At 68.0% G+C, this 20492-nt stretch carries 21 protein-coding genes; 10 read left to right on the top strand and 11 right to left on the bottom strand.

All coding sequences use genetic code 11. The features are described from left to right. Window positions 1–31 precede the first annotated feature (31 nt). Window positions 32–961 (bottom strand): ArsA-related P-loop ATPase, encoded by a 930-nt coding sequence (locus tag ABJK40_RS09610; protein ID WP_348510245.1) that lies wholly within the window; start codon window positions 959–961, stop codon window positions 32–34. A 23-nt stretch (window positions 962–984) separates the two neighbouring features. On the opposite strand from ABJK40_RS09610, the gene ABJK40_RS09605 reads away from it, so the two are divergent. Together ABJK40_RS09605 and ABJK40_RS09600 are read left to right on the top strand one after the other, a co-directional pair. Beyond that, a complete protein-coding gene (locus ABJK40_RS09605; protein ID WP_348510244.1) occupies window positions 985–2385 on the top strand; it encodes an NfeD family protein in 1401 nt (466 codons plus the stop codon). An 80-nt stretch (window positions 2386–2465) separates the two neighbouring features. Then, window positions 2466–2732: a WhiB family transcriptional regulator gene (locus ABJK40_RS09600; RefSeq protein ID WP_348479251.1), complete on the top strand. Its 267-nt coding sequence runs from the start codon at window positions 2466–2468 to the stop codon at window positions 2730–2732. 36 nt (window positions 2733–2768) lie between these two features. Here the strand turns inward: ABJK40_RS09600 and selB are convergent, their stop codons facing one another. Together selB and selA are read right to left on the bottom strand one after the other, a co-directional pair. Next, window positions 2769–4487, bottom strand: a complete 1719-nt coding sequence (gene selB / locus ABJK40_RS09595) for a selenocysteine-specific translation elongation factor (RefSeq protein ID WP_348510243.1) — start codon at window positions 4485–4487, stop codon at window positions 2769–2771. A 78-nt stretch (window positions 4488–4565) separates the two neighbouring features. Then, entirely contained in the window at window positions 4566–5822 is a 1257-nt protein-coding gene (selA, locus tag ABJK40_RS09590) for an L-seryl-tRNA(Sec) selenium transferase (protein ID WP_348480538.1), read from the bottom strand. A 177-nt stretch (window positions 5823–5999) separates the two neighbouring features. On the opposite strand from selA, the gene dut reads away from it, so the two are divergent. Then, window positions 6000–6437, top strand: a complete 438-nt coding sequence (dut, locus tag ABJK40_RS09585) for a dUTP diphosphatase (RefSeq protein ID WP_348510242.1) — start codon at window positions 6000–6002, stop codon at window positions 6435–6437. A gap of 39 nt (window positions 6438–6476) precedes the next feature. Here the strand turns inward: dut and ABJK40_RS09580 are convergent, their stop codons facing one another. Beyond that, a complete protein-coding gene (locus tag ABJK40_RS09580) occupies window positions 6477–7184 on the bottom strand; it encodes a CoA pyrophosphatase (protein WP_348480543.1) in 708 nt (235 codons plus the stop codon). 76 nt (window positions 7185–7260) lie between these two features. On the opposite strand from ABJK40_RS09580, the gene ABJK40_RS09575 reads away from it, so the two are divergent. Further along, a complete protein-coding gene (locus ABJK40_RS09575; RefSeq protein ID WP_348480536.1) occupies window positions 7261–7749 on the top strand; it encodes a PaaI family thioesterase in 489 nt (162 codons plus the stop codon). Between the two features lie 60 nt (window positions 7750–7809). Here the strand turns inward: ABJK40_RS09575 and ABJK40_RS09570 are convergent, their stop codons facing one another. Next, window positions 7810–9012 (bottom strand): hypothetical protein, encoded by a 1203-nt coding sequence (locus ABJK40_RS09570; protein ID WP_348480535.1) that lies wholly within the window; start codon window positions 9010–9012, stop codon window positions 7810–7812. A gap of 92 nt (window positions 9013–9104) precedes the next feature. Beyond that, a complete protein-coding gene (locus ABJK40_RS09565) occupies window positions 9105–10832 on the bottom strand; it encodes an NAD+ synthase (protein WP_348480534.1) in 1728 nt (575 codons plus the stop codon). A 112-nt stretch (window positions 10833–10944) separates the two neighbouring features. Here ABJK40_RS09565 and ABJK40_RS09560 point away from each other — a divergent pair, with 112 nt between their 5' ends. Next, window positions 10945–13545, top strand: a complete 2601-nt coding sequence (locus tag ABJK40_RS09560) for a penicillin acylase family protein (protein ID WP_348480533.1) — start codon at window positions 10945–10947, stop codon at window positions 13543–13545. Window positions 13546–13692: 147 nt separating this feature from the next. Here the strand turns inward: ABJK40_RS09560 and ABJK40_RS09555 are convergent, their stop codons facing one another. The 3 genes from ABJK40_RS09555 to ABJK40_RS09545 all read right to left on the bottom strand — a co-directional run bounded on the left by ABJK40_RS09555 (window position 13693) and on the right by ABJK40_RS09545 (window position 14937). After that, window positions 13693–13998 (bottom strand): hypothetical protein, encoded by a 306-nt coding sequence (locus tag ABJK40_RS09555; RefSeq protein WP_348480532.1) that lies wholly within the window; start codon window positions 13996–13998, stop codon window positions 13693–13695. A 21-nt stretch (window positions 13999–14019) separates the two neighbouring features. After that, entirely contained in the window at window positions 14020–14223 is a 204-nt protein-coding gene (locus tag ABJK40_RS09550; RefSeq protein WP_015439674.1) for a cold-shock protein, read from the bottom strand. Between the two features lie 87 nt (window positions 14224–14310). Then, window positions 14311–14937, bottom strand: a complete 627-nt coding sequence (locus tag ABJK40_RS09545) for a hypothetical protein (protein ID WP_348480531.1) — start codon at window positions 14935–14937, stop codon at window positions 14311–14313. Between the two features lie 147 nt (window positions 14938–15084). Here ABJK40_RS09545 and ABJK40_RS09540 point away from each other — a divergent pair, with 147 nt between their 5' ends. The 3 genes from ABJK40_RS09540 (at window position 15085) to ABJK40_RS09530 (ending at window position 16912) form a co-directional block, all read left to right on the top strand. Beyond that, window positions 15085–15633 (top strand): CGNR zinc finger domain-containing protein, encoded by a 549-nt coding sequence (locus ABJK40_RS09540; RefSeq protein WP_348480530.1) that lies wholly within the window; start codon window positions 15085–15087, stop codon window positions 15631–15633. Between the two features lie 42 nt (window positions 15634–15675). Further along, window positions 15676–16188 carry a VOC family protein gene (locus ABJK40_RS09535; RefSeq protein ID WP_348480529.1) on the top strand — a complete coding sequence of 171 codons (513 nt, stop codon included), beginning with the start codon at window positions 15676–15678 and terminating at the stop codon, window positions 16186–16188. Between the two features lie 157 nt (window positions 16189–16345). Then, window positions 16346–16912 (top strand): disulfide bond formation protein DsbA, encoded by a 567-nt coding sequence (locus ABJK40_RS09530; protein WP_348480528.1) that lies wholly within the window; start codon window positions 16346–16348, stop codon window positions 16910–16912. Between the two features lie 304 nt (window positions 16913–17216). Here ABJK40_RS09530 and ABJK40_RS09525 read toward each other — a convergent pair whose 3' ends face one another. Next, window positions 17217–18215 (bottom strand): SDR family NAD(P)-dependent oxidoreductase, encoded by a 999-nt coding sequence (locus ABJK40_RS09525; protein ID WP_348480527.1) that lies wholly within the window; start codon window positions 18213–18215, stop codon window positions 17217–17219. 76 nt (window positions 18216–18291) lie between these two features. After that, window positions 18292–19308 (bottom strand): ferrochelatase, encoded by a 1017-nt coding sequence (locus ABJK40_RS09520; RefSeq protein WP_348480526.1) that lies wholly within the window; start codon window positions 19306–19308, stop codon window positions 18292–18294. 9 nt (window positions 19309–19317) lie between these two features. Here ABJK40_RS09520 and ABJK40_RS09515 point away from each other — a divergent pair, with 9 nt between their 5' ends. Together ABJK40_RS09515 and ABJK40_RS09510 are read left to right on the top strand one after the other, a co-directional pair. Next, window positions 19318–19917, top strand: coding sequence for a hypothetical protein (locus ABJK40_RS09515; RefSeq protein ID WP_348480525.1), 600 nt, complete (start codon window positions 19318–19320; stop codon window positions 19915–19917). Continuing rightward, the gene (locus tag ABJK40_RS09510; protein ID WP_348480524.1) at window positions 19917–20468 is read left to right on the top strand and encodes a VOC family protein; all 552 of its coding nucleotides are present in this window, start codon (window positions 19917–19919) and stop codon (window positions 20466–20468) included. Before ABJK40_RS09515 ends, ABJK40_RS09510 begins: the two co-directional genes overlap by 1 nt. Window positions 20469–20492 lie beyond the last annotated feature (24 nt).

The raw sequence follows: 20492 nt of genomic DNA, 5'->3' as shown, positions 1-20492 counted from the left end.
ATCGCAGCCGGCCGGCCTCGGCCCCGGGCCGTCACCGCGACCCGCCCGATCCGTCGGCGACGCCGTTCACGAGACCGTCGGCGAGCGTGTCGATGTCCTGCGCCGACAGACCGGCGACGGGGAGGGCCGGGATCGTGATCCGAGCCAGCGGCAACCCGGTCGCGAGACGATCGAGTGCCTCGGTCTCCATCGCGCGGCGCGACCGCCGGAACGCGGCGGCGGCCACCAGTGTCCGAACCGAAGCGTCGTCGAGCCCCTCGAGCGCAGCGGCCTCGGACACGTCGTCGGGAAGCGCGACGCCGTCGTCGACACCGTTCACCACGATCGGACCGAGCCGGATTCCGACCTCGTCCTCCAGTGCGAACGCGGTCTCGATCGTCTCGTTGACGGGCGTGGTCTCGGGCAGGGCCACGAGCACCGCCTGGCACCGTTCGGGATCGGTGAGGAGTTCGAGCACGTCGTCGGACTGCTGGCGGATCGGGCCGCCGCGCACTGCGTCGGCCAACCCGCGAGCCGATGTGAGAAAGGTCACGGCGTGCCCGGCAGCGGGGCCGTCGACGACGACGAGGTCGTAGTCGCCCGACCGCTCGAACTGCTTGACCTTGCCGAGCACCACGATGTCGTCGATGCCCGGAGCCGCCGTGCCGATCATGTCGATCACGCCGGTGCGGTTCAGTCGCTTGGCGATCCGCTTGAATCCGTGGTCGTTCAGGTACTCCTCGAGGGCGTCGGGTGCCGACACGTGGACCACCTCCAGCGACTCCCCCTCGCGAGACGGGAGCAGGTCGTCGATCGCCGCCTTGCCGTCCAGTTCGACGACGAGCACCCGCCGGCCGTCACGTGCTGCTGCACGGGCCAGGACTGCCGTTACCGTGGTCTTCCCCACCCCACCCTTGCCGGCGACGATCACGACGCCGGATGCGATCGACGACCGCACGGGGTTCTCGTTTTCCGGAGGCACTCGTGCGCAGACTAGCGATCGGCATGCTCGTCGCCCTTGCGGGCATGATGTTGCTGGGCACCCAGAGCCCTGCGACGGCAGCCGACGACGACGCTCCCATCGGACGCGTCGACGTACTCCAGGTCAGCGGCCTGATCGACCCGATCCTCGTCGACTCGATCCGCGGAGCGATCGACCGTGCCGATTCCGAGGGCTCCCAGGCGCTCGTGCTCCAGGTCAACTCCCCGGGCACCGTGCTCTCCGACGACGACGTCGAGGAGCTGCTCGACGAGGTGGCCGACGCACCGATCCCGATCGCCATCTGGGTCGGCCCGAACGGCGCCAGGTTCTACGGTCCAGCCGCTCAGATGCTGACCGTGGCCGACATCACCGGCATGTCCCCCGGCACCCGCATCGGCTACCTCGGCTCGCCACTGAACCCGCAGAACGTCGAGATCGAACTGTCCGAGGACGCCATTCTGCAGCTGAGGAACGACTCGGGTGGGCTCGACGAGGTGCGCGGTGACCCCTCCGATCCGTCCCGGCCCGACCTCGGGCTGCTCACCGAGACCCTCGACATCGGCGTGCCCACGATCACCTCGATGATCGAAGTGCTCGACGGCAAGCAGGTCGACGGAGTCACCCTCGAGACCACCGAGGAGGCCGTCACCGACAGCGGCCAGGTGCAACGCGAAACCACCTCGACGGTCCGCTTCGCCAAGCTCTCGCTGACCGACCAACTGTTCCACACGGTGGCGAGTCCACCGGTCGCCTACCTGCTGTTGCTCACCGGACTCGCACTGATCCTGTTCGAGTTCTTCACGGCCGGCGTCGGCGTCGCCGCGGTGGTCGGTGCGGTGTGCCTCGTGCTCGCCACCTCCGGACTCGCCGTGTTGCCGACGCGCCCGTGGGCCGTGGTGGTGATCCTGCTGTCGATGGTCGCATTCGCCGTCGACGTGCAGGTCGGCATCCCGCGGTTCTGGACCGGTGTCGGCCTCTGCGGCACCATCGTGGCCAGCCTCTTCCTCTTCGAGAGCCTCCCGGGCACGTCGTTGAGGCCGTCGTGGATCGCGTTGCTCACCGGGATCGTCGGCATCACGCTGACGTTCATCGTCGGCATGCCGAACATGGTCCGCACCCGCTTCGCCACGCCGACCATCGGACGCGAGTGGATGATCGGCGAGGAGGGTGTCGTCATCGCCGACGTGAACCCCGAAGGCGTGGTCGAAGTCGGCGACGGTCGCTGGCGCGCACTCACCAACCGGGCGACGCCGGTCATGGCAGGCGAGCGGATCCGCGTCGCAGCGATCGACGGCGTGACCCTCGAGGTCGAACCGCTCGAGGGAGCGGCACGCGACTACCGCGAACGTCGGGGCAACTCGGCGGAGGCCGACGCCGACGACGATGCCGACGACGAATCGACCGGCGCCGCCACCGACGACTGACGCTCTGCACGAACCTCTTGACCGCGATGCGCACGCCTCGTAGCGTGACCGTGGCGGCCGACCACGGAGGATTCGTCACCATGAGCAGTCTCGAACGCCAGGACCGGAGCGGATGGCAGGCGTCCGCAGCGTGCGCCGGCGAGAGCGGATCGGTGTTCTACCCACCGCTGCGCGCCGAGCGACGGTCCGTTCGTTCCAGCCGGGAACAACGGGCCAAGGCGGTGTGCGCGTCGTGCCCGGTCACGTCCGAGTGTCTGGACCACGCGCTCGCCCACGACGAACGCTTCGGCATCTGGGGTGGGCTGACGAATCGCGAACGACGGATCGCCGTCGTGGCGTCCGACTGATTCGCTGCGACACGCCCGTGGCGCGGGCCCGTCGTCTCAGCGACCCGGGAGGCGAGGTCCGGCGATGCGCACGTCGTCGCGTCGGCGGGTGACGCCACGCTTGTCGAGTTCCGACACGAGTGGCAGCACGAACTTCCGGCTCGCACCGGTGGCGTCGCGGAACTGTGCGACGGTGAAGCCCTCGACGTGGTCCGCGAGCAGCCGTGCGGCGACACGGGCAGCCTCGTCGATCGTGTCGGTGTGGAACACGATGCCGTCGTTCTCCACGATGTGCCCACGACGGGCGAGTTCGCGGATGTCGTTGCGGTCGACGTGATCGGCGCTCGGCGGCGTGAACCCGCCGTTCATCAGTTCGGCGAGGAACGGATGGTCGGCATACGGGTCGACGGCATCAGCCGGGAGCACGAGTCCGGCGTCGACGACGAGTTCGTCGCTCGTCTCGATCGCCGCACGCTCGCGATCGTCGAACGCGGCGAGGTCGACGCCGACTGCACCGGCCTCCTCGACGCGTTCCATCACCGCGGCGATCGTCGCTGCGACCGCCTCGGGCGTGGTGACCCATCGTCCGAGGGTGGGCTCGACGACCTCGCCGGTGAGTCGCTCGAGTTCGACCGCGTCGACCCACCCGCGCTCGCGCACGACACGCTCGACCGTGCGGTCGGGTGCCGCTCGTGAGGCGCGCATCACCGGCTCGATGTCGAGGATCTCGCCGCCGCCGACGGTCTCGTCGCGTCCCGACTCGCGCAGGATGTACCGGTCGCCCGGCAGGAGCGGCAGTGCATCGGGCAGGAACAACCGCACCGCTCCGGTCGTGCCGGGCGACAGGGCTTCCGTCCCGAGGACGCGCATCGTGACCGGGTGCTCACCTGCACCGATGTACGCGACGTATGCGCCTCGTCGGGACACGTCGTGGTCGAGTGAGGCGAGCACGTCGAGCGACGCGTCGAGCCGATTCGTGAGGTGCCACCGACCGGGTTCGATCACCGCATCTCCACGCGACAGGTCGTGGTGGTCGACGCCACTCAGGTTGACGGCCACGCGGTTGCCCGGGCCGATCTGCTCGACCGTCGCACCGGCGGTCTGGATCGAGCGGATCCGTGCGTCGTGGCCGCCCGGTGCGACGTGCACGGTCTGGTCGACCGACAGCGACCCTCCGACGAGCGTCCCGGTCGCGACCGTGCCGCTCCCCTTCGCAGCGAAGACCCGGTCGATCCAGAGACGCGGACGCTCCCGGTCCGCGGCAGCACCGCTCTGCGTGACGAGTTCGTCGAGTGCCTGGCGCATCTCGTCGACGCCCCGGCCCGCGGTGGCCGCCACCGGGATCACCGGAGCCCCGTCGAGGAACGACCCTGCGACGTGGTCGGCGATGTCCATCCGTGCGAGTTCGAGGAGATCGTCGTCGACGAGATCGACCTTGGTCAGTGCGATCAGTCCGAACCGCACACCGAGCAGCTCGAGGATGCGGAGGTGCTCCTCGGACTGCGGCTTCCATCCCTCGGTCGCGGCGACCACGAAGACGCACGCGTTCACGCCACCGACGCCTGCGAGCATGTTCCGCAGGAACTTCACGTGACCGGGGACGTCGATGAAACTCAGGTCCGTACCCGATGGAAGCACGGTGTGGGCGAATCCGAGGTCGATGGTGAGCCCGCGTCGCTTCTCCTCCTCGAACCGGTCGGGGTCGGTCCCCGTCAGCGCGAGCACCAACGACGACTTCCCGTGGTCGACGTGGCCCGCCGTTGCGACGACGGTCATCTCACGAACCGAGGCACGCTGCCGGGCATCGTCCGTCGAGGGCGTCGACCGCTGCGCCGACGACGGCCCGACTCGTGCTCATCGGAGGGCCTCGATCGACGCGGCGACGATCACGGCGTGGTCGGACGGATCGACGGCGCGCAGGTCGAGGAACGTTCGGTGGTCACGGGAACGGGCGATCACCGGCACCACGTGCGAACGCAGCGACACGAGGTGGTCCCCCTCGACGACGAGGCCGACCGACGGCATCGTGATCCCCGGTGCCGACCCCGCGCCGGGCAGAGCGTCCATCTCGGCGACGCTCACGCGCCCGTCGCCGATCTGTGCGACGATCCGCTCGGCATCGGCGCGGAGATCGGCCGTCGACCGGTCGACCATCCGCCAGAAGGCGATGTCCGTCGCCGCACGCTTGTCGAGATACGTCAGGGCCGTGTCCTGCAACGAACGCAACACGAGCCCGCCGGGGCGCAACGCACGTGCGAGCGGATGACGCCTGCACAGATCGATCAGGTCACGCCGACCCGCGATGATCCCCGCCTGGGGGCCGCCGAACAGCTTGTCGCCCGAGAACGTGACGATGTCGGCGCCGTCGGCGATCGCCTGAACCGCGGCCGGCTCACCGGCGAGCCACGCCGGTGGGGGCCCCTGCAGCCACGGGACGGTCGAGTCGACGAGACCGCTGCCGATGTCGGCCATCACCGGTACGTCCAGCGTCGCCAACTCGGCGATCGATGTCTCCTCGATGAAGCCCTCGACCCGGTAGTTGCTCGGATGGACCTTCATCACCAGGGCGACGTCGGTGTCGGGGCGAGCCACCGCGCGCTCGTAGTCCGACAGACGGGTCCGATTGGTCGTCCCCACGTCGACGAGACGGCATCCCGACTGCTCCATGACCTCCGGAACCCGGAAGGAGCCACCGATCTCCACGCTCTCGCCGCGACTCACCGGCACGTCCCGTCCGGCGGCCACGGCGGCCAGCACGAGCAGCACCGCGGCGGCGTTGTTGTTGACGACCATCGCGTCCTCGGCCCCGGTGAGGCGACTGAAGAGTCGGCCGACCGCACTCTGCCGCGAGCCGCGCGCACCGGTCGCCAGGTCGAACTCGACGGTCTGGGCGGAGGCGCGTTGCGTGTGGGCGAGTGGTGCCCGTCCGAGATTGGTGTGCAGCAGCACACCCGTGGCGTTGACCACGTCGGTCAGCAGCGTGCGGCGGAAGGCCTCGGCTCGGGCCGATGCCGAGTCGACGTCACCTGCCGCGATCGCCTCGCGGGCGATGTCGACACAGATCGGGTGAGGCAGGCCCGACGACCCCAGCGATCGGGCGAGGGTGTCCACCGACGGCGGACGCTGCGGTGCGATCACAGAAGTGCCCCGGGACGCATCGGCTCGATCATACGACTGCACCCGTTCACACGCCCGCTGTCCGGTCGGGGGTTTTCGTCGGGTTGCTCGGAACCGGACACCTCCTGGACGAGAACATCCCCTCGGCGCGTGCTGGGTAACGTCGGCGGCGTGAACCTGCCCGTGCCGATCGTCCGACTCGACGCCGACCTCCCGCTGCCCGCGTACGCCCACGACGGCGACGCCGGACTCGACCTGTACGCCCGCGAGGGCATCACCCTCGCGGCCGGTGGCGGGCGAGGGCTCGTGCCGACCGGGATCTCCATCGCGATCCCGTCGGGCCACGGCGGATTCGTGCTCCCCCGTTCGGGGATGGCGCTGAAGCACGGCATCAGTGTCGTCAACGCACCCGGGCTCATCGACGCGGCCTACCGCGGCGAGATCAAGGTGATCCTCGTCAACACCGACCCCGACACCGACTACACGATCGAGCGTGGCGACCGTGTCGCCCAGCTCGTGATCCAGGCGGTCGCCCACGTCGAATGGCAGGTCACCGACGACCTCGACGGTGCCGACCGCGGCGGCGGCTTCGGCCACAGCGGGCGATAGCGGGTCGGCCCCGACCACTCGGGCCGCCGACGGAGACCACTACCCCCAGGCGAACACCGGCTGCTCGAACCCGTCGACGCGGGACTCGTCACTCGATCGACCGTCGAGGCAGACCCAGCGGAAGTTCACCAACACCGCCCCGGTCGGCGCATGGATCAGGTCGCCACCGAGCGGCACCTGCACGACCGGCCGATCGCTCTCCGGGATGTCGACGAAACGCGGGGAGTCCTCGCGAGCCAGTTCATGGAGTCCGATCCGGTACGCAGCGAGCACTTCGTCGGGGTTCGGGTCGAGTTCCACGCCCGGGCCGCCCCACACCACGACCGGTGTCATCACGTAGCCGGATCGGGTGACGTAGTCGTCGAGCACGCCGAGGACCCGATCCTCGTCGAACCGCACGCCGACCTCCTCCCACGTCTCGCGCAGTGCGGCGTCGACGACCGTCTCCCCCGTGTCGAGTCGACCTCCGGGCAGCGCCCACTGGGACGCATGACTTCTCAATCCTGCGCTCCGCCGACACAGCACGAACGACGCTCCACCAGCGACGTCGGCCATCCGACCGTGGAGTTCGTCGGCGCGACCGGAGTGGTATCCCGGGATCACCCGCATGTCCGCGTCGGAGAACTCGTACGGGTCCTCGGCGTCGTCACCCACGTTCGAGTCGACGACCACGATCGCCACCGCCGCATGGCGCCGACCGTCGAGCGGCAACTCGAGACGGTCGTGGGCGGCGAGTCGATCCGACATGACCGCTCGGAGGGCTTCGTCACATTCGATCACGTCGCGCACGGCACCAGTGTCGCACGCGCCTACGGTGCTGGCCGTGGGCAAGATCCGACTGCACAACGACGACCTCGGGTACGAGACGAACTGCTTCGTCTGCGAGCAGACCAACGAGGCGGGGCTCCGCATCCCGTTCTTCCACGACCTCGATCGTGGTCTGGTGACCGCAGAGTTCACGCTGTCCGACGCCTTCAGCGGTGCACCCACGATGCTCCACGGCGGTGTCACGCTCGCCGTGCTCGACGAGGCGATGGCGTGGGCCTGTATCGCGATCGGTCGTCAATGGGCCGTCACGTCGGAGACCTCCACGAAGTTCCACCGTGCGATCTACGTCGACAAGCCCCACGTGGTCGAAGCCGAGATCGTCGAACAGTCCGACAGCGAGATCGTCACCGCCGGTCGCATCCTGAACCTGAAGGGTGTCGTCCGCGCCGAATCGACCGCCACGTTCACCGCTCTCGGCGAGGCCCAACTCAAGCGCGCCGTGGGTGAGACCGGAGACATCGACGACTCGATGACCCTCGACTGACACCAACCTCTGTTGTTCCGTCCCGGACGGAACAACAGAGGTTGGAACTTCAGGTGAGGATCAGTTGCCCATGTTCGACGGCACCGGCGGCGAGTAGTACCCGACGATGTCGATGATCACGTGGCTGGAGCCGGTGTTGTCCCCGCCCCACAGCTTGATCGTCTGGTCCGCTGCGACCGTGACGCTGGAGCCGTTGGCGACGTTCGAGCCGGCCGAGTAGTTGATCGCCGACGCCGTGAAGGCCGCCGCGTCGCCTGCGGTGACCGCGACGAAGTTCGGGCCGTCGGCTCCGGCAATCGTGATGTTGTACGCCACGGCGGTTGCGGAGGTCGGCACCACGTTGTCCTGTGCCGGCACGGCGGCACCGGTGGAGTCGTAGCCGTCGGTGATGTCGATCACCTTGGTCTGGTTCGGACCCAACCGACCACTCTGCGGCAGCGAGGCGATACGCGAGTCGAACGCACGCACCGGGTCGAGCGGGTGGAACACCGTGCCGGCATCAGCCGGAGCCGCCACCTGGTACTCGATCCGCACTCCACACAGTGTGTGATCGGCGTCGGCGCTGTTGTCGAGGTCGACCTCGATGGTGTGGAACCGATTCGGGAAGCTCAGCGCGAGCCCACCGCTCGACGGTGAACCGGTGAGTTCACCGAGGCCGTCGGCGCCGGACACGATGACGTCTCCGCCACTGGTCGACGTCGAGAACAGGTCCACGACGGTGTTCGTGCGACTCACGGTCGGTGGAAGCGGGAAGATCGCGAGCCCGGACGTGAACTCCTGACGGAGCAACCGCACCGTGATGTTGTCCGCCACGCTGCTGTCCTCACCGAAGAACGTCACTCGCTTGATGCGTGCACCGTCGGGCAACTCCACGGGTGCCCACATCCTCGTGACCGCCCCGACCGACGCCGTGTCGACCGTGAGGCACGAACCACTGTCGAAGTTGATCGAGTCGCCGTTGAAAGCGACGTCGGTGTACGGGTCGAAGCCGCTGGCCGGGATGTACTTGGTGAGGATCGTCTCGTCGAACGTCGTCCCCGACGTCTGGATCAGTTCGTCCGATCCGATCGCCGACGGGTCGTCGGCGGGCAGTTCGGACTCATCGGGAACGAACGGTTCGCCGGGCGGAGCGTCGGGAACGTCTGACGTGTTGTCGTCGCCGCTGGCGAACGAACTGGCGCCGATGACGCCGGTGGCGGCCAGGGCGACCGCGACGGTCGCCCCTGCCAGGCGCCTCGTGCGCCTCGTGTTGAACTTCTTCATGTCGGTCCCTCCTGAGGATCATCGTGAGGTGGATCCTCATCGACGAAGCGACAGTAGTCACAAGAACACAACCGCTTTGACGAATTACGCGGTCACCCGCGGTAGCCCGATGTGATCGGCATGCGACGGTCCTTGCCGAACGCCTTGCGGCTGACGCGGACGCCGGGCGGGCACTGGCGGCGCTTGTACTCGGCGATGTCGACGAGGCGGGTCACCCGCCTCACCATCTCGGCGTCGTGGCCGAGTTCGACGATCTCACCGGCGGTGCGGTCGTCCTCGACGTACAGCTCGAGGATCGGGTCGAGCACCTCGTAGGGCGGGAGGCTGTCGTCGTCACGTTGATCGGGCCTGAGTTCGGCCGACGGCGCCTTGGTGATGACGCTCTCGGGGACGATCTCGCGACCTTCGCGCCGGTTCACGTAGCGACACAGGTCGTACACGCGCGTCTTGAGCACGTCCTTGATCGCCGCGTACCCACCCACCGAGTCGCCGTAGATCGTGAAGTAGCCGACGGCCACCTCGGACTTGTTCCCGGTCGTGAGCACCATCCAACCGAACTCGTTCGACAGCGCCATCAGCAACTGACCGCGACACCTCGACTGGATGTTCTCGTACGTGAGGCCCGGCTCGCGCCCGTCGAAGGAATCGGCGAGCATCTCGATGTACGCGGTGAACGCCGGCTCGATCGAGATGGTCCGACACTCGATGTCGAGCGAGTCGGCGAGCAACTGCGCATCGGACCGGGAGTGATCCGACGAGTAGCGCGACGGCATCGAGACTCCGTGCACGTGTTCGGCCCCGAGGGCGTCCACGGCGATCGCCGCGATGATCGACGAGTCGATCCCACCCGAGAGACCGATCACCACGTCGGAGAATCCGTTCTTCACGCAGTAGTCGCGCGTCCCCAGCACGAGTGCGTCGTACAGCTCGCGATCGGCATCGAAGGGCTCACTGATCGGCGACGCCAGTTCCTCGACGCGTTCCTCGTGACGCACGGGCACGGCCGACACCTCGACGACCGGCAGCATGGCCTCGGTGACGCGACCGCGCGGGTCGAGCAGGCGCTTGCGGTAGACGGGCGGCACCGGCACGTCGACGATCAGCAGTTGCTCGGCGAACTGGACGCCGCGGGCAAGCAGGGTGCCCTCGTGGTCGTACACCAGCGACCCCCCGTCGAAGACCAACTCGTCCTGTCCGCCGACCTGGTTGACGTAGACGATCGCACAGTGCGAATCCGCCGCGCGTGTGGCGAGCAGTCGCTCGCGCACCGCTCCCTTGCCGGTCGCGAAGGGCGATCCGTTGAGGTTGATGTTCACCTCGGCCCCCGCCGCCGCCTGCTCGGCAACGGGCCCGAACGGGCTCCAGATGTCCTCGCAGATCGAGATGCCGACCTTCACGCCGCCGATCACGTACAGCTCGAGCGGGTCGGAGTCGTGGCCGGCGGTGAAGTACCGCTGCTCGTCGAACACGGTGTTGTTGGGCAGCAACCGCTTGTGGTACTTCCCGACGACCTCGCCGTTCACGCACACCGCCGCGGCGTTGTAGATGTCACGGTCCTGGTCGACGAACCCGACCACGGCGGCGCACCCTCGTGTGCGTGCGGCGAACCGGTCGAGCACCTCGAGGTTGTCCTCCACGAAGCCCGGCTTCAGCACCAGATCCTCCGGCGGGTAGCCGACGGTCGACAACTCCGGGAATGCGATGATGTCGCAACCCGCCGCTTCGGCCTCGTCGTATGCGTCGATCAACCGGGCCAGATTCGCGTCGAGCGCGCCGACCATCGGGTTGAGTTGGGCGAGCGCGACTCGAAGCACCGTCATCGGGAACGAGGTTACTGGTCGGCCGAACGGCGCCCGCCGGGGAAGTTCGGTCGGGTCGGCCGTCTCGATGAAGGTGACGCCGTCCGATCTGACATCATGGCCAGTCGTGCAGATGACGGGACGGGACGCAGCGAACGCCGGATCGAGAAGGCTCGCAGCGTTCGTCGTGGCAGCCGTCGTCGCCGTGTCCTGCAGTCCCGGCGAGGGTCCCGAGTCGATCCCGTTGCCGACATCACCCGACACCACCACGACCACCAGCAGCACGACCACGACCTCGACCACGACGACCACGACCACGACCACCGCCGTCCCGCCGACGTTCGAGGCGAACATCCGCCGCACCACCGACGGGGTCCCGCACATCACGGGCCGCAACCGGGCCGACCTCGCCTACGGACAGGGCTACGTGAGCGGCGGCGACTACGGGTGCACGCTGATGGACCAGATCCTCAAGGTCGAGGGCGAGCGGGCTCGCAACCTCGGCCCCGGCGACAACGGCCAGAACGTCGACAGCGACTTCGCCTGGCGGGCGATCGGCATCGCCGAGATCGCCGCCCGAGACTTCGAGGCGGCATCACCCGAGGTCGTGGAACAGTTCAGCGCCTTCTCCGCGGGCTGGAACCAGTTCCTGCGCGACCAGGGTGATGTCGGGCTGAGCGGTTGGTGCGTCGGTGAGACGTGGGTGCGTCCGATCGAACCCGTCGAGGTGTACACCTACGCGCGATCCGTCGCGCTCTTGGCGAGCGGCGCCAACTTCCTCGATTTCATCGCACGAGCGCAGCCGCCTGCGGCGCCCGCCGCCGAGACCGGCGTCCCGGCCGACGGGACACGAGGCCGCCTGCCGGCCGGGACCGGTGCGGTCGACTTCGGTGTGCTCGGCAACGACGACCTCGGCTCGAATGCGTGGGGGATCGGCTCCGAACGAACCGAGACCGGAGAGGGCGGAATCCTCGTCGCCAACCCGCACTTCCCGTGGGAGGGCGAGTTGCGCTTCGCCGAGACGCACCTCACGGTGCCCGGTGAGATCGACATCTACGGCGCACAGCTGACCGGACTGCCCGGCATCGGGATCGGCTTCACCGACGGCGTCGCCTGGTCCCACACCGTGTCGGCCGGGCACCGCTTCACAGCCTACTCACTCACGCTCGACCCGGCCTCGCCCACCAGCTACCTCGTCGACGGCGTGTCACGACCCATGACCGCCACGGATCACGTCGTCGAGATCCTGCGACCCGACGGCACCGTCGACACCGAGACCCGCACGCTGTACGCCAGCGAATACGGCCCGATCATCGACTTCCCGAACGTCGGCTGGACGGACCAGCAGGTGCTCACCTATCGCGACGCGAACATCGACAACGACGAATTCGTCGAGTTCTACTCCGACCTGCTCGACGTGGAGGACCTCGCCGACCTGCGCGACACCACCGCGCGCCACCAGGGCGTGCCGCTGTTCAACACGGTCGCCGTGGGCGCGTCCGGCGAGACCTGGTACGCCGACACCTCGGCCACCCCCAACCTCTCGGCCGAGGCCGAACAGATCTACCTCGCACAGCGACTGGAGGGTGGCCTCGCAGGAGCCGCGTTCGCCCAGGGCGTGATCCTGCTCGACGGATCCGACTCGCGGTTCCGGTGGGAGGAGGTCGACGGCGCCCGCGATCCGGGCCTCGTCCCGTTCGAGGAACAACCCAGGGCCCTGCGCACCGACTACGTGTTCAACGCGAACGACAGCTTCTGGGTCCCCAGTGCCGAGTTCCAGTTGAGCGGCGACTACTCGGTGCTGCACGGCGAACAGAACGTTCCGCTGTCGATGCGCACTCGCCAGAACGCCGCGGTGCTCTCCGACGCGAACCCCCTCCAGCTCGCCGGACCCGACGGAAACTGGACGGCCGACGAGCTGCGCACCGCAGCCTTCGACAACACCGCCGGAACCGCCCGTCTCCTGCGCGAGAAGGTCGTCGAACTCTGCAGGTTCGTCCCCCTCGTCGAGGTCGACGAACTCCTCGCCGCCGACGGCACGGTCGCGCTCCCGGCCGAGGCGGTCGACCTCACCGCTGCATGCGACGTGCTGTCGGCGTGGGACGGTCGCTTCGACCTGTCCAGTTCCGGCGCGCTGCTCTGGCGCGAGGTCCTCGCACGCTTCGACGCATCGGCGTTCACCTCGGCAGGTCCACTGTTCGACGTGGCCTTCGATCCGGCGCAGCCGTACACCACCCCCGGTGGCTTCACGGTCGACGGCACGGCCATCCTCCAGGCGCTCGCACGGGGCGTGCAGACCCTGGTGACGGGCGGCTTCGCGGTCGACTCCACGCTCGGCACCGCGCAGTTCACCGAACGCTCCGGTGAACGCATTCCACTGCACGGCGGTACGAACAGCGAGGGCGTCACCAACGTCGTGTCGTGGTCCGACTCCGGTTCGTCGACCGAACCTGCCCCCACACGCGGCGATGTCGTCGCACCGGGTGGCGCACTGCGCGGGAACGGTCATCCGGTCAACTTCGGCACCAGCTTCGTGCTCGTGGTCGACTACACCGCCGAGAACGTGCAGGCATCGGCCATCCTCACGTACGGCCAGACCGGGCTGCGCGACTCGCCGTTGTTCGGTGCGCAGACCGTCCGGTTCAGCGAGAAGAACTGGCGCACCGTGGCGTTCACGGACGAACAGATCCTCGCCGACCCCGGCCTCTCCGAGGTCACCGTCAGCCAACCCTGAACCGAGCGGGTGCGCCTCGGAGGCTGCGCTGCACGGCGGTCGTCGCCCGGGTCCGGACGGGTCGGTCGCGTCCTCCCGCAGTGAGGTGTTCGGAAAACGACAGCGGCCCCCGGATCGCTCCGGGGGCCACACGTTCGTTGCGGGTGGTCAGGCTCCGGCCGCAGCCGGGGCCTCCTCGTCCTCCAGCGGTTCGGGCTTCTCGCCCAACCCCATCTGGTGGAAGATCTCGGCCTTGCGGAACTCGAAGACCCGCTCCTCGATCTCGCCTTCGGCGAACCCTTCGTTCAGGACGCGGAACTCCTCGAGCAACGCGTCCTCGTCGGGCCCGTCCTCGTCGTCGCCGTCCTTCTTCTCGGCGCTCCGTCCGTGGCGGACTGCTTGCTTCTCGGCCTTGCGCTCCTTCTTGCGGAGTTCACGCTGGCGTTTCTGGTAACTCTGCGGGCTGGATGCCATGCAGAATCACCTCCTCTCAAATCAGATCTCTTTGACGTCGACTGCTTCTGGACCCTTGCGCCCGGGGGCGACTTCGAACTCGACCTTGGCGTCGTTGTTCAGCGAACGACGACCGGAGCCAACGATGTTGGAGTAGTGCACGAAGACGTCGTTGCCGCCCTCGTCCGGAGTGATGAATCCGAAGCCCTTCTCGTCGTTGAAGAACTTCACGATGCCTGTAGCCATTGGGGCTCCTTGTGTTCAGTGAGCCTCTCAATGACCCACATGTGCACCCACCACTGTAGTCGTGGCATGCGCGAAACGGTTCGCGGATCAGGCCATGGCCCAGTCGGCACGCCGCCGCCTGAACGGCTCGTGGCCGGTCGTGGCGAGGCGTCCGAGGATCACCGATGCCATCACGGCGCCGCTGATTCCGCCGGCGAGCAGCGCTGCGTCGAGCACGAAGATTCCGTAGACGACCCAGATCACCGCCTCCACCCACGCCATGATCCACGTGCTGGGCGCCACTCCATGGAGCTCGCGGGTGCGGCACGCCGCCACGACCGCCGGCACCAACTGCATGCCGTAGCACAGGCCGATCGCGAGGCCGGCGACCGTCCACCCGCCGAATGCGAGAAACGGAGCGGGCACGAGACCGAGCACGAAGACCCCGAGCACCACACCGCCGACCACCGATCGGCCGGCGGCGCGCACGTACGCCACGATGATCGCGACGTAGAGCACCGCGGCCACGGCCGACACGGGTACGAGGCCCCAGAGGTCGTTGGCCAGCCCGTACGCGAGCCACCAGATGTTCATGGTCAGGCTGACCCCGGCCCACACGCCCGACACGCCACGTGTGTTGCCGGTACGGATCAGCCTCGACGCCTGCGGGTACGCCATGCCGGCACCCATCACGTTGGCGACGACGATCACGATCGTCACGAAGATTGCAGTCATTGGTCGGCACCTCCTGGAGCCATCTCACCTGGTGAGGAAGTTGGGATCGAATCTGTCAGGACCGTTGGTCCGATAGACCCTGACAGATGTAAGGTTCTAACAGCTTGTAGCCCATGACACAACCGATCATGAAGGTAGAATCGGCGCATGTACGTCGCATCCGTCACAGACGAACACCGCCTCACCCTCGACGCGATGGTCGACCTTCACAATGCACTCGACGACCAGCCCGGCGCCGACGTGCGCCCGCTGTTGACCGCCGCCGGGTTCAGTCGCGCGCGTGACGCATCGGCCGCCTCGATGTTGCGCGTCGCCGAACGATTCACGTCGCTCGCTCCGTTCCTCACCGAACTCCCCCACCTCGACGCCGACGTCGCGGCCGCACGGATCACCGAGGAACTCACGGAGTTGCCCATCACACCCTCGATCGTCGACCACGACGGTGCCGGTCCGCACATCCACTGGACGCCCGCCACCGCTCGATTCGACGACCAGGTACTCGCCGACATCTTCATGGTGCTGGCTCAGGAGATCTGCGACAACGGCACCATCCGCTTCGGGGTGTGCGCCGCCGACGACTGCGATCACCTCTTCTACGACGCCACACGGAATCGGTCCAAACGGTTCTGCGCCGACCCACGATGCGCGAGCCGCACGCACACCGCCGATCATCGCAAGCGCAAACTGGCCAATTGATTGCGCTCGCAAGTACCGCGTCGGTGGAGGTAGAGTGTGCACATGGGAATCCATCGGCTCAACCATGCAGTCCTCCACGTGCGTGACGTGGCGGTGTCGAAGCGGTTCTACATGGACCTGCTCGGGTTCCGGGTCGTCACGGAGTTGCCGCGCGCCGTCTTCCTGCAGGCACCGGGCTCGACCAACGATCACGACCTGGGCCTCTTCGAGGTGGGCGCGGCAGCGGGTCCGAACCCGTCGGGCCGCGGCACGGTCGGGCTGTACCACCTGGCGTGGGAGGTCGAGACGCTCGGCGAACTGGAGGATCTCTCCTCGTCGTTGCGCTCGGCCAGCGCACTCGTCGGCGCCAGCGACCACGGCAGCACGAAGAGTCTCTACGCACGCGATCCCGATGGTCTCGAGTTCGAGGTGGTGTGGTTGATCCCTGCCGCGGATCTCACCGATGCCGATCTCGCCGGTCGTGACGAGACGACCGAACTCCATCTTCCTCGTGAGCTCGAGCGGTTCGGACGAGACGCACGCAGCGGGCTCGGCATCTCACGATCAGCGAGTTGATCGTCACTCGGCGGACCACGATCTCGACGTTTCGGTTTCAACGTCCCTCTGCAAGGCTCTTGTCATGAGTGACTCCACCACACCGAACACGATCGAGTTCTGGATCGACCCCATTTGACCCTTCTGCTGGGAGACGGCCCGTTGGGTCGTCGACGAAGTGGTTCCACACCGAGACATCGAGGTCGTGTGGCGCTCGATCAGCCTGCTGCTGAAGAACGATCCACCGGAGGACTCCGACTACTACGGGCCCGTCAAGACCACGCATGGGCACCTGCGGGTGATGGAGGCGATTCGCGCCGCCTCGGACTCCCCGTCGGACGCCAATCGTGACGTGTTCAAGCTGTACTGGGAACTCGGCTCTCGGATCCACCACGACAGCGATCGCACGCCCGACCTCGCCGACGCGCTGTCTGCTGTGGGGCTCGACACGTCCTTGGCCGCAGCAGCGGACGACGAGCAGTGGGACGTCGCCATCCAGGCGGCGATGGACGACGGACTCGGACTCGTCGGCAACGACGTCGGGACGCCGATCATCGCGATGAGGAACTCACACGGTGAGCGCGTCGGCTACTTCGGACCGGTGATCACGAAGATCCCGCGCGGCGAGGACGCGCTGCGGATGTGGGATGCCCTCACCACGATGATGGACATCGACGGGTTCTTCGAACTGAAGAAGACCCGGACCGAGGGCCCCGACTTCGGGCCGCGCCCCGGCGCCGCCTGAGCGTTCGGAGTCCGAACCGACCCGGGGTCCGACGGTGTCGGAACCCCGGGTCGTCGGAAACGTCGCCCGGACGCGACGAAGCCCCGGGACCGACGGGGGGGAGGATCGGTGACCGGGGCTTCGTTGTGGCGACACCCCAACCGGATGGATCTGGGAAGAACTCGGGTCGGCAGACTCAGGGGGAGGGATTGGGCCTGCAGGCTCTCCGGTGTCGGATGTCGTTGTGTTGTGGAGGGGTTCGTACCCCGGCCGATTCCGGATCAAACCGCGCTCGGAAAAGATTCCGACGACTCGATTCCGGGCGTCAGGCGAAGGCGTCCACGCCGGTCAGTTGCGCCGACAACGCCCACAGCCGTTCGGCCTGTGCGTGGTCGATCGCGTACTCGAAGACACCGACGAAACGAGCCGCCGGGTCCGCCGGATCGCTCACCACGGCGACGTCGCAGTCCTCGCAGTACACCCCACCCAGACCGTCCAACTGCTCGGACGTCGCACACCACAGCGTCGTCGCAGCCCCCTGGGTCGTCGACTTGAACCGCTCGTTCACGTGTCCCTCCTCGTCGACCCAGCCCATGGCGACCATCTCCTCCTGCGGCAGGTGACGCTGGAGCGGCGTCATGATCCCGCCGGGGTGCAGGGCGAACGCCCGGACGCCCGACGACTCGCCGAGCCGATCGAGTTGCACTGCGAACAGGGAATTGGCGGTCTTCGCCTGGCCGTAGGCGATCCACTTGTCGTAGGAACCGTCGGCGAAGTGCAGGTCGTCCCAGCGGATCGGCGACAGCTTGTGCCCGGTCGACGACAGCGACACCACGCGCGCTCCATCGACCGCACCGGCTGCGGCGATCAGAGGCCAGAGCCGATTGACGAGCGCGAAGTGGCCGAGGTGGTTCGTGCCGAACTGGGATTCCCAGCCGTCCCCGACACGGGCTTCGGGGCAGGCCATGACCGCAGCGTTGTCGATCATGACGTCGATCGGCGTGCCCTCGGCCAGTTGCGCGGCGGCGAACGCCTCGACGCTGGCGAGGTCGGCCAGATCGAGTTCCGCCACGACCACATCGGATCCGCTGACGCCGTCGATCCCCTCGTCGCTGAACACCTGGCGGGCGTGGTCCGGGCGACGTGCGGGAGCCACGATCGATGCACCGGCCGTGGCGAGCGCACGGGTGGTCTCGAGCCCGAGGCCCGAGTAGCCGCCGGTGATCACGACTCGCTTTCCGGTGAGGTCGACACCATCGAGGATCTCGGCCGGTTCGCTGCGCATGCCGAAGCCGGAGCCGATGGGCGTCTGTGTCGAGGTCATCCTGCCGACCGTAGACGGAGCGCACCCGGTGGTGTGGCAGGGGTCTGACCCACTCCACACCCCGGCGACTGGGGAATCAGGTCGGGGCGGGGCGGCCCGTGGGGGTGCCGGCGGGTGAGAGGCAGTGCCCCTCCGGACACGGGTCGGGCCAGGGACCGGCGTCGCCGACCCACAGCACCTCGCCGTTCGACACCTTCTCCTGCACCAGTCGACGCAGCCCGGTCACGAACGCCGGGTGGGTGCCGACCGTCGGCGCACGCCGCAGGTCGATCCCCACGTCGGCGGCCGTCTTCGATGCCTGCAGGTCGAGGTCGTACGCGACCTCCATGTGGTCGCTGACGAAGCCGAGCGGCACCAGGGTCACGTCGGTGACTCCCTGCTCGGACAGTGCCGTCAGATGATCGTTGATGTCGGGCTCGAGCCACGGAACCTGCGGTGGGCCGCTCCTGCTCTGGTACGCGAGGTCCCACTCCGCGCCCACCCGGTCGGCCACCAGCCCGGCGATCTCGTGCAGTTGAGGTTCGTACTCACACCACTGCGACATCGACCGCGGGATCGAATGGGCGGTGAAGACCAGCCGAGCACCGGGACGGTGGACCTCGCCGATGCGGTCGACGACGGCGTCGACGAAGCCCGGGTGGTTGTAGTACAGCCGCAGCTTGTCGAGTTCGGGGGCGTCGTCGCCGACCTCGGCTGCTGCTCGAGCCAGGTCCTCCCGGTACTGACGGCAGCCGCTGTACGACGAGAACGCGGAGGTCACCAGCACGAGTGCGCGTCGCACCCCGTCCTCGGCCATCTCGCGCACGGTGTCCGCCAGGTACGGCTCCCAGTTGCGGTTGCCGAAGTAGATCGGCAGGTCGAGCCCGTTCGCGTCGAACTCGACGCGCAGCGCATCGATCAACGCCCGGTTCTGCTCGTTGATCGGCGAACGTCCACCGAACTGCTCGTACTGTTCGGCCACGACGGCGAGACGATCGTCGGGCACGTCGCGACCCGCGGTGACGTTGCGCAGGAACGGGATCACGTCGTCGGGACCTTCGGGTCCGCCGAAGCTCACCAGGCAGAGTGCGTCGTAGTTCTCGGTTCCGCTCACGATCCAAGTATGGAACGCACCGCACCGCTCGGCGTCGCCCTGATCGAAGTCGGGCACCAGGCTCCCGCCACCGACTCCCCCGACTCGACACCCGAGCGGGCGACGGCGCGACACTGTCCCATGGCCGACCGACCCGAGGTTCCGCAGTTCGGTGCGCTCCTGCGTGAGCACATCCAGTCCGTCCCGCCCGAGGCGCAACCCGCCTTCCTCTCCGGACTGGAACGATCGGCGGCGCAGCGTTATCGGGACTGGGCCCTGGCCCTGCCCGACTGGGCCGACGTGCTCGGCGACTGCGCCCGCCGCGAGGACGAGATCGCCGACGTGATCTCCCGTCGGTTCCCGGTGTCGAGCGAACACCAGGCGCAGATCGACGCGATCCTGCCCGCAGCGGTCGCGCTGTACTACGACGTCTTCGAGCCGTACTCCCCCGAGGACCAGGTGTACCTGCAGTCGGAGGCGGAGATCCAGGGGTCGCAGGCGTGGGTGCGGCTGGCCGATGCCGGCATCACGGACCCGGACACGCTCGCCGACCTGGCGCGCTGCACCGAATTGGAACTGGAGAGCTCGCGTGCGGTGAAGCGCTTGCTCGGCGACCAGGTCGCAGCCTGATGCAACTCCCGGTCGTCGGCACGCTGTTCCAGGAGGCCTACTACGTCGACGATCTCGAACGAGTCGCCGCGGCGTGGTCCGAATCGCTCGGTGCCGGCCCGTTCGTCGTCTCGCCGCATCATCGCTGCGACCGCTTCGACTACCGCGGCACGGACGCCCAGGCCGACGTGTCGTACGCATTCGGCTACCTCGACGACGTGATGATCCAGTTCATCGTCCAACACGACGACACGCCGTCGATCTACCTCGACATGTATCCCGACGGACCGCCGCACGGTGCGGGCTTCCACCACATCGGCATCCTCGTCGAGGACTTCGAAGCGGAGTTCGACCGGCTCGTCGATGCCGGCTTCGTGTGTGCCACGAGGCTGTTCGCCGACAACGTCGACGCCGCCTACTTCGACACCCGGTCGATCACCGGCGGGTTCACCGAGATCCACGGGTCGCCGGTCCACATCGTCGACACGTTCGCCCGATGGCGCGAATCCCACCGCCGGCACGCACCGGGCGGTCCGGCGATCATTCCACGGGTGCGCCCCGCTTCGAACTGACCGACGAACGCGCGGCCTGCTGTG

Source organism: Ilumatobacter sp. (genome assembly GCF_039969435.1).
Taxonomy (GTDB): Bacteria; Actinomycetota; Acidimicrobiia; order Acidimicrobiales; family Ilumatobacteraceae; genus Ilumatobacter_A.
This window is presented reverse-complemented; position numbering and strand designations above follow the sequence as displayed.

Bases quoted from the DNA above. Each gene is read 5' to 3' on its own strand.
- ABJK40_RS09605 (WP_348510244.1), top strand. From the start codon at position 985: ATGCTCGTCGCCCTTGCGGGCATGATGTTGCTGGGCACCCAGAGCCCT.
- ABJK40_RS09565 (WP_348480534.1), bottom strand. From the start codon at position 10,832: ATGACGGTGCTTCGAGTCGCGCTCGCCCAACTCAACCCGATGGTCGGC.
- ABJK40_RS09570 (WP_348480535.1), bottom strand. From the start codon at position 9,012: ATGAAGAAGTTCAACACGAGGCGCACGAGGCGCCTGGCAGGGGCGACC.
- ABJK40_RS09515 (WP_348480525.1), top strand. From the start codon at position 19,318: ATGGAACGCACCGCACCGCTCGGCGTCGCCCTGATCGAAGTCGGGCAC.
- ABJK40_RS09545 (WP_348480531.1), bottom strand. From the start codon at position 14,937: ATGACTGCAATCTTCGTGACGATCGTGATCGTCGTCGCCAACGTGATG.
- ABJK40_RS09525 (WP_348480527.1), bottom strand. From the start codon at position 18,215: ATGACCTCGACACAGACGCCCATCGGCTCCGGCTTCGGCATGCGCAGC.
- ABJK40_RS09535 (WP_348480529.1), top strand. From the start codon at position 15,676: ATGGGAATCCATCGGCTCAACCATGCAGTCCTCCACGTGCGTGACGTG.
- ABJK40_RS09580 (WP_348480543.1), bottom strand. From the start codon at position 7,184: ATGTCGGATCGACTCGCCGCCCACGACCGTCTCGAGTTGCCGCTCGAC.
- selB (WP_348510243.1), bottom strand. From the start codon at position 4,487: ATGACCGTCGTCGCAACGGCGGGCCACGTCGACCACGGGAAGTCGTCG.
- ABJK40_RS09540 (WP_348480530.1), top strand. From the start codon at position 15,085: ATGTACGTCGCATCCGTCACAGACGAACACCGCCTCACCCTCGACGCG.
- ABJK40_RS09550 (WP_015439674.1), bottom strand. From the start codon at position 14,223: ATGGCTACAGGCATCGTGAAGTTCTTCAACGACGAGAAGGGCTTCGGA.
- ABJK40_RS09560 (WP_348480533.1), top strand. From the start codon at position 10,945: ATGACGGGACGGGACGCAGCGAACGCCGGATCGAGAAGGCTCGCAGCG.
- ABJK40_RS09555 (WP_348480532.1), bottom strand. From the start codon at position 13,998: ATGGCATCCAGCCCGCAGAGTTACCAGAAACGCCAGCGTGAACTCCGC.
- ABJK40_RS09600 (WP_348479251.1), top strand. From the start codon at position 2,466: ATGAGCAGTCTCGAACGCCAGGACCGGAGCGGATGGCAGGCGTCCGCA.
- ABJK40_RS09510 (WP_348480524.1), top strand. From the start codon at position 19,917: ATGCAACTCCCGGTCGTCGGCACGCTGTTCCAGGAGGCCTACTACGTC.